Below are 615 nucleotides of genomic sequence, written 5' to 3' on the forward strand. Positions count from 1 at the left end.
CGGTGGCTCCGGTGAGCGCTGCGCGCCCACCGCCAGAAGCCGGCCGCCAAGGCGGCCTAGTGCGGACTTTCCTTGCCGGGCGCTGCGCGCCAACGGCCAACGAATCACCTATCTTGATTGTCTGACAATATCTTTCGTATCGGTACAACCTTCGGACCGCTGCGCGCCCCGGCCGATCAACCGCTACCGCAGTGGGGCACGCTGCGCGCACCCCACTGTGGTACGGCTACTACTCCCCCACAGTGAAATTCACATCGAGATACGAGAAATTGTCCCGTAGATGCTGCCGTACATCGTCCAGATCTACGGACTCGTCCGCATCTTCTTGGCTACGCGCCGATCGCGTCATTGTTAATGAAACTGTGACATCCACTTCTACATCGAAATCACGTTCTCGGCCTTCGAACCCCCACTGTTCGCAGAACCTCTCGAACTCGCTGCACAGACTGTTCTCGTCCGCCCATTCGCATGCAGACTCATTCAGCCGCCTGATCCACTCGTGATGGTTCGCACGCTCGGTATTGGCGCTCTCGCGTACGGCCTGCAAGGTCCGTTCGACGGCGGCCCGTTCGTGGATCGGCCGCACGTACTCACCGAACCATGCGGGAGCGACCC

General features: G+C 60.7%; 1 pseudogene. It reads right to left on the minus strand.

The window, feature by feature from the left end:
- Nucleotides 1–229 precede the first annotated feature (229 nt).
- Nucleotides 230–615: pseudogene (locus tag CH262_RS27540) on the minus strand (hypothetical protein); the annotation flags it as partial.

It is taken from the genome of Rhodococcus sp. 05-2255-1e, from assembly GCF_002259025.1.
In the GTDB taxonomy this organism is placed as follows: domain Bacteria; phylum Actinomycetota; class Actinomycetes; order Mycobacteriales; family Mycobacteriaceae; genus Rhodococcoides; species Rhodococcoides fascians.